This window comes from Streptosporangium sp. NPDC087985 (assembly GCF_044741965.1).
Taxonomy (GTDB): domain Bacteria; phylum Actinomycetota; class Actinomycetes; order Streptosporangiales; family Streptosporangiaceae; genus Streptosporangium.
Map to the genome: position 1 here is coordinate 1 of NZ_JBIUTQ010000045.1, position 8025 is coordinate 8025.

Sequence of the window (8025 nt, forward strand, 5' to 3'; positions counted from 1 at the left end):
CAGGAGAACGGCTCCGACGCCGCCGCCCGCCAGTTCACCGGCACCACGCCGACGGTCACGGTGAGCGACACCCGCAGTCCCGAGGAGATCCCCGAGGGCGAGTTCTGGGCGGTCGTCGGCCAGGCCGGCCAGTTCACCGCGACCGGCGACCCCGCCAAGACCATCGGCCCGGAGTACCTGGGATGGACTCCGCGCCTGTTGACCGGCTCCTCCACCGGGGCGGTGGAGGCCGGTGAGCCGGTGTCCAGTGTCATCTCCGACGGCACCGACGCCCCCGCCGTGGGTCTGCAGGGCCAGGAGATGCTCGTCTCGACCGCGAACTCCGCCAGCGAGATCGGCACCTGGGAGGTCAACGCCGACCTGGCCCTGCGGACTGCGGTCGACGTCGCCGCCGGGGAGTACCACTCGACCCTGACGCTTTCCCTGTTCAACCAGTCCTGACCCCGCGGGCGGGACGACACCGCCCGCTGGGCGCGTCCGGGACGTGTGCCATCTATAGGGGCGGGCTATAGGGGGCGGGGCCGGCCGATCGGTCGGCCGGCCCCGGTTCAGTACGGCGGCGTCCCCGGCGCGTACACAGTGGCGTACACCGTGGCCACCGTCGGCCCGGTCAGCCGCAATTGATCGCGGTGTAGTCGGCCTCGTAGGACGAGGTGACCTGCTTCCCGCCGATCGTCGAGGTCCCCGTCACGGTCACCGTGCCCGCACCACTTTGCCCACACCTGCACGCGGCCGCTGCTGCCAGCGTGCACGGGTGTGTGCACCATGACCGCGTTGGGCGAACGCCGCGGAGCGAGATGGGAAGCAGCGGCGGCGACGGTCAGCCCGGGGTAGCGGTCTTCCTGGAGGGCCACCAGTTTCGCTCGCCGAGCATCACCGCGAGAGCGGGGACGAGCAGGGCTCGGACGAGGAAGGTGTCGACGAGCAGGCCCAGGGTGATCACAAAGCCGATCTGAAACATCGCCTCCATCGGAAGCACCATCAAGGTCGCGAAGGTGGCGGCCAGCACGAGGCCGGCGGAGGTGATCACGCCGCCGGTTCGCTCAAGGGCCTCCGTCACCGCGCGGCGGGTCTCGTGCTGCCGACGCAGCTCGCTGATCCGGCTGATAAGAAACACGTTGTAGTCGACGCCCAGGGCGATGAGGAAGATGAACGCGTACAGCGGCAGGTTTGGGTCTGAGGCCGGCTGGCCGAGGACGTGGGTGAAGAAGAGGGAGCCGACGCCGAGGGCGAAGCCGAAGGAGAGGACCACGGTCGCGATCACGTAGAGCGGCATCACCACCGCGCGCAGGAGCACAACGAGGACGATGAGGATCAAGGCAAGGCTGACCGGGACGATCAGTCTGGTGTCACGCTCGAGTGCCTGGCGGGCATCGTAGTTCTCCGCCACGGTCCCGCCGATCAGGACGGTCTGGCCGTCGGCCGCGCGATCAGCGACCTCGCGCAGCACTGGGACGGTGTCGGTGGCCTGCTCCGAGAACGGATCCATCCGCAGGTCTGCATCGAAGATGAGCAAGTCTGTCGCGGACCTTCGCTGGCCTTGCGCCTCCGCACCCAGGGAGTCGCCGTCCGCCCCGATCGACCTGGCCACCGCGTGCATGTCGGCGACGGGTGTGTGCGTGCCTTCGGTGAGAGCGCTCTGGACCTTCCCGCCTGCCTCGTCGGCTACGACGATGCGAAGCGGCGCCGCCCGGCCGGGGATGAAGTGGTCGCGGATCACCTGCTGGCCGCGGACCGAGTCCGGCGCCTCGCGGAAGGACTCGGAGAAGTCGAGCGCCGGACGCCCGCCGATGCTGGCCAGCGCACCCGCAGCGAGGAGAGCGGTGATCGCCACGGCGATCACTCTCGGGCGTGCGTTAACGAGGCCCGCGACGCGTCCCCAAAACGTGACTGCAGGTGCGGGCTCGGGATCGAGGCGGGGAATCGCGGGCCAGAACGCCCGTCGCCCGAGGGCGGTGAGCACCGCGGGCAGGAGCGTCAGGCCGGCACAGACCATGATCGCGACGCCGAGGGCGAGGATCGGGCCCATCTCGCGCGTGGCGTTGAAGTCGGCAAGGGCGAGGACCAGCATCGCGCCGATGACGATTGCTCCGGCGGAGAAAATCGCCGGGGCGGTGCGCTGGGCGGCGGCGACCATCGCCTCCTCCACGTCCCGTGTACGGCGCAGCTCGTCGCGAAATCGCGCCACGATCAGCAGACAGTAGTCAGTGCCCGCACCGAACATCAGCACGATCAGGAGCGCGGTCGCGTGGCCGCTGACCTCGGTGAGGCCAGCGGCCACGAGGCCGTAGGTGAGGCCGGTGGTGACGAGATAGGCGAGGGCGACGACGGCCAGCGGTACCAGAGCAACCAGCGGCGAGCGGTAGGTCACGAGCAGCAGGAGCAGCAGCACGGCGACCGTGACTGCCAAGAGGGTCCCGTTGATCCCTTTAACCGCAGCCTTTCGATCGGCCTCGAAGCCGGCACGGCCGGTGACGAAGGCACTCAATCCGCTCTCGTCGCCGGCGGCCGACGGGACGACCTCGCGGATTGCCGCGACCGCCTGCTCGATGGCGGGCGTCGAGTCGTCGGTCATCAGGACCGTGCTCAAGATGACGGTGTTGTCGGGTGAGGTGAGCAGCGAGCCGCCCGGGCTCATGTTGAGCGGATCGGTCTCGCCGCACGCGCGCTGGTACGGGGTGGCGACCATCGTCAAGTTCGGGATCGCGCCGGACCGGCACAGCGCGAGGGCGTCGGCGTCGGCGCGCCGCCCGTCGTCGTCGGTGATCCCGCCCTCGCGGAAGTAGGCGATCACCGCCGCTGTCTCGCTGCCGCTCCGGAACCGCTCGCCGATGATCCGCTTGGCCTCCGCCGACTGCGATCCCCGGACGAGGAAGGTCTCGCTCTCGTCGGCGGCCCGCTCGCTGAGCTTGGCTTGTAGTGGCACCGCGAGCATCGCGAGCGCAAGCCACACCGCGATCACGACCCACCGTGACCGCCGACCGGCGGCGATTACGGAAGCCCTGGTGAGAGGTCGCATCGGGTCGCCGACCTTAGAGCCCACCACCGACCCCCTCTATGTAGCTGACGACGCCATGCGCGACGTAGACGTAGATCTTCGTCGGGTCGATCTCTATCGGCACGGGCTGGCTCTTGTCGTCCTCGCGCGAAACGATGATTTCGCAGTTGTGACGGGCCGCCTTCTCACGCGCCTCAGCGAGCTCCATCTCGAGCAGCTCCGCCGTATCGAAGGCGTTCTTCGCGGGCCTGTACTGGTTGACGCCCTGTCCCGTCTCCACCATCGGGCATTGAAGCGCGGTCAGGTCGCGCCCCCGCGTCTTCGCCTCCCCGGAATCGTCGCTACATCCCGTCAGAGCCAGTGCCCCGACGGCGATCGCAACTGTGGCCGCAGTGACGCTGAGAAGCCGCCTGTGAACTCTCTGCCCGCTCATAGCGGGGACGCTAGCGGACGAAACCGTCTCATTCAAGACAACTAACGTCTTTGGTCGACGTAGCTTTGTAGTTTCTGTGGCGGAAGTTCTTGACAGTGATGCAAAAGGCACCCACGCTACGTCTTAACCTTCAGGCGGTCGAACCACATCGCTCCGGCCGCGGGGCTGGTCGCCGCCGCATTGGGAGAGGAAGTGAGTGGTATGCGGAACGCCGCGCTGCCTGCGCGGAGTGTGAGGGGTTCTTTAATCGCGCTGACTGCGGTCGCTCTTGGGGCTCAGATGCTCGCCCCAGCGACCGCTGCTCAAGCGAAGAGCACCAGCACCCACCTGGCGGCTGCTGCCCCGGCGACGATCACCGGGCAAGCTAGCAGAACCCTCCTTGCGGCTCCTGCCCAGGCGGAGGGCAAGAGGGTCCTCATCTACACCGGCACGACCGGGTACCGGCACGCCGAGGCGATCGACAACGGTCGCCCGGTGGTGCAGGCCGCTCTCAAGGCCGCAGGCTACGAGGTCGACTGGGAGGACTGCGACAACAACGGTGGCGGCACGAACAACTGCAACCACCCGAACAAGAACCCCCGAATCTTCACCGACGAGAACCTGGCCCGATACAACGCGATCCTGCTCCTAAACGCATCGTGGTCGTACGCCGGCGGCGGTCGGCCCGGACCGCTCTTCGACCAAGCACAGCGCGACGCGTTGATCCGCTTCACCCAGAACCGCGGCGGGGTCGCGGCTGTGCACAACATGACTGACGCCGGCGCCGGCGTGTCCGTGTGGGACTGGTGGGACGGCGGGCCGGACAGCGTCGTCGGCACGACGATGACCGCCCACTCGAGTGGGTCGGCGACCGGCAACGCCGCAACCGTCGAGGTTGCCGACCACAACCACCTCTCTACCAAAGACCTGCCCGACACCTACAAGCTCGCCGACGAGCACTACAACTTCGTCCGCAACGTCCGGGGCACCCACCACGTGCTCGAGACCTTCGACGAGCGCACCTACAACACCGGCACCCAGAAAATGGGCCAGGACCACCCCACGACGTGGTGCAAGCTCTACGACGGCGACAGGGTCAAGGACGGCACCGCCACCCCGCGGTCCTACAACGATGGGCGGACCTGGGTAACCTCGCAGGGCCACTTCGGCGTGCGTTACAGCGAGAACGGCGGCGACAACCCGCTGATCAAGCAGATCGTCGGAGGGGTACGCTGGGTCGCCGGCGAGGGAAATAAGACCGACTGCTCAGGCACCGTGTGGTCGAACTTCTCCCGCACGACCCTGGTCAACAATGCGAACGGCCCGATCGCTATCGACGTGGCGCCGGACGGCAAGGTCTACTGGACCGAGATCGGCCCCACAACGGGCTACCAGTCCGAGGGCTACGTGAAGATGCACGATCCGAACGGCCCGGCGAACAACTCGACCACGGTCGCGAAGATCCCGACCCGCGCCGACCACGGCAACTCCGAGGACGGCGTGCTGGGAATGAGCCTGGAGCCGGGCTTCGACCTATCGAATCCGAGCAAGCGCGACATCTACGTCTACTATTCCCCGCGCAACCCCGACTGGCCGACCACGGGCAACACGATAACGGTCGGCTACAACCTGATCAGCCGCTTCACGCTGAACGAGACCGGCACCGCGTTCGAGCCCGCACAAGCATCTGGTGACCCGGCACATCCATACGATGAGCGGGAGATCCTGCGCGTGCCCAAGGCGAAGATCTCGGGCAACCCCTCAGGCTTCCCCGGTGGCCCCACCGACAACGGCCCCGGCCATGTCGGCGGCGCGAGCCTGGTGTTCGACTCCGAAGGCAACCTTTACCTCGGAGTCGGCGACGACGTCTCCCCGAACGCGTCCGGCCACAACCGCTACGTGCCGATGGACCATCGCGCCTCCGAGCGCTGGGACGCACGCAAGACGGCGGCCAACACCGCCGACCTGCGCGGCAAGGTCCTGCGCATTAAACCGCTCAAGGACATCCCGGCTCCGGGCCCAGGGAGCGCCCCCGACCCGGGTCTGGACAAGACCTACACGGTTCCGACGGGCAACATGTTCCCGCCGGGCACCGCGAACACCCGGCCGGAGATCTATGCTATGGGCTTCCGGCAGCCGTTCACGGTGCACACCGACCCCGCCAACCCGGGTACGGTCGTCGTCGGCGAGTACTGCCACGACAACTCGGTGGACCAGGCCAACCGCAGCCCGGCCGGCACCTGCGAGTGGGATCTAGTCGACGAGCCCGGCTTCCAGGGCTGGCCGTTCTGCGTCGGCGACAACTCGAAGACCAACACCACGTGGCGCTGGAACTACGAGACCAACTCCTCGACCGGTCAGCAGTACGACTGCTCGCTCGACAAGATCCCGGCCGACCTCGACTGGGCCCCGTCGGGCGGTAAAAATTCGCAGCCCACATTCCAAGGCCTCGATGAAATCCCAGGCCCCGCGAAAACAGCGACGATCTGGCGCAAGTACCCCGGCAACACCGGCGGTGAGAATCCGAAGGACTTCGGAGACCTGGGCCCCGGGGGCATGCAGCCGGTCACCGGCCCGGTCTATCGATACAAGGACAGCTTCGGTCCCGGCGCCTTCCCGCCCTACTACGACGGCTCGTGGCTGATCACTAACCGTGGCGCCGACAACGGGTTCTGGAAGGAGGTGCGCCTGCGGGCGGACAACAACAAGATGCTCCGGGTCAACGACTGGCTGCCGGTCAACCACTTCGGCACGCCGAACAGCAGCTTCGTGATCCCGACCAAGTTCGGGCCCGACGGCGCCCTCTACATGGGGCGCTGGACCTTCGGCTGCTGCCGCGCTCAGCTCAACTCCACAGCGAAGATGGAGTTGATCAAGATCGAGTTCAAGCCCTCTAGCAAGTGCACGGAGGACACCCAGGCACCGACGGTCTCGCACCAGATCGAGGGCCGAGCCCACCCCAGCCAGCAGAACACCTACGTCGACTCGGCCACGCTCAAACTCACCGCCAACGATGTCGGCTGTGCCGGCGTGGAAAAGGTCGAGTACCGCGTCAACGGCGGAGCGTGGACCACCTACGACGCGCCGGTCCCGTTCAAGAACCCGGGGAAGTACACGGTCGACTACCGAGCCACCGATTACTCCGGGAACACCTCCAACCCGCAGAGCGCCATCTTCACGGTGCTCGACGGCGGCAGGACGCTCCCCACGACGTGCGACATCTACGCCACGGGCACGGGGTGGAGTCCCGATAACTGCGATATTGCCCGCGGTGGCACCGTCACCTGGCACTTCAACGAGCCGGACGCGGGGATGCCGCACGATGTCTGGCTCGTGCCGCCCGGCGGCAACCCGGACCCGAACGGCGGCGACATCTTCGAGGTCACCAAGGGCGCTGTCTCGCCGGGAGGTCCGCCGGTCTCATACACCTTCGATCGGGAAGGGACCTGGACCGTCATCTGCAGGCTCCACTCCGGCTACGACGGCAAGAAGTGGGCAGGCATGGTCGCGACAGTCACGGTCGGAGGAGGGCTCGGGGGTGTCTACACCATCTCCCCCAAGAGCAGCGGCAAGTACGTCACGCCGCTGAACGCCTCGACCGCCGATGACGCCACGATCGTTCAGATGGGTGCCACGGAGGGCAGCGAGCAGCAGTGGGAGGCCATTCCCTTCACCGCTGGCTCCTACCAGCTCAAGAACGTCAACAGCGGCAAGTGCCTTGACGTGCCGCGTGGCTCGACCGCGACGGGCACCCAGCTCGTCCAGTACACCTGCCATCCCGACGGACATAAGGACCAGCCCAACCAGCGGTTCTATCTCATCCCGTCCGGAGATGCCTACCAGGTCAATTCGGCGGTAAGTGGCCTGTGCCTCGACATCAACGGCAACTCCAAGGCCGACCGCGCCGCGGTGATCCAGTGGACCTGCAGCAACGCCGACAACCAGCGGTTCAGCTTCACCCCGGTCGTCGTGGCCGATAAGACGCCGCCGGTGACGACCGCGACGACCGACCCGGCCCAGCCGGAGAACGGCTCGTTCACCGGTCCGGTCACGGTCACGCTGACCGCCGTCGATGAGGACAAGGGCAGCGGGGTCGACCGGACGGAGTACAAGCTGGACGGCGGTGACTGGACGGTCTACACCGGTCCGGTCGTCGTCTCCGGCGACGGCTCGCACACGCTGGCCTACCGCTCGACGGACAAGGCGGGCAACGTCGAGGACGCCAAGACCCTCACGGTGACCATTTCCTCTCCGGGGGTTCCGCTGACCGTGACCGCTTCGTCCCGCTGTGTGGGCGCGTCGGCGTACGTGGCGGTGACGGCCGTCAACGGCGGCGATGTGCCGGCGACCGTGACGTTGACGACCCCGTACGGTTCCAAGACCGTGGCCGACGTGGCCCCGGGCAAGCAGGCGTACCAGTCCTTCAACGCGCGGGCCGGGCAGATCGGCGCGGGCAAGGTGACTGTTACGGGGACCGCGACGATCGACGGCAAGCAGGTCACCTCGTCCTACGAGGCCGACTACACCGCGATCAGCTGCGGCTGACCGGGCCGGCGGTGGCCACGGTGTACGCCAGGGTGTACGCCACGGCGTACGCGCCGGGGACGCCGCCGTA

At 67.5% G+C, this 8025-nt stretch carries 4 protein-coding genes; 2 read left to right on the forward strand and 2 right to left on the reverse strand.

The genetic code is table 11. From position 1 onward, the window contains the following. A partial coding sequence (locus ACIN94_RS32470) for a hypothetical protein (RefSeq protein WP_400714764.1) occupies positions 1 to 441 on the forward strand: 441 nt, incomplete at its 5' end. 379 nt (positions 442 to 820) lie between these two features. Here ACIN94_RS32470 and ACIN94_RS32475 read toward each other — a convergent pair. Both ACIN94_RS32475 and ACIN94_RS32480 read right to left on the reverse strand, forming a co-directional pair. Then, entirely contained in the window at positions 821 to 2962 is a 2142-nt protein-coding gene (locus ACIN94_RS32475) for an MMPL family transporter (RefSeq protein WP_400714767.1), read from the reverse strand. Positions 2963 to 3032: 70 nt separating this feature from the next. Further along, positions 3033 to 3431 (reverse strand): hypothetical protein, encoded by a 399-nt coding sequence (locus ACIN94_RS32480; RefSeq protein WP_400714770.1) that lies wholly within the window; start codon positions 3429 to 3431, stop codon positions 3033 to 3035. Between the two features lie 279 nt (positions 3432 to 3710). Here ACIN94_RS32480 and ACIN94_RS32485 point away from each other — a divergent pair, with 279 nt between their 5' ends. Then, a complete protein-coding gene (locus ACIN94_RS32485) occupies positions 3711 to 7955 on the forward strand; it encodes an OmpL47-type beta-barrel domain-containing protein (protein ID WP_400714773.1) in 4245 nt (1414 codons plus the stop codon). Positions 7956 to 8025: the final 70 nt, after the last annotated feature.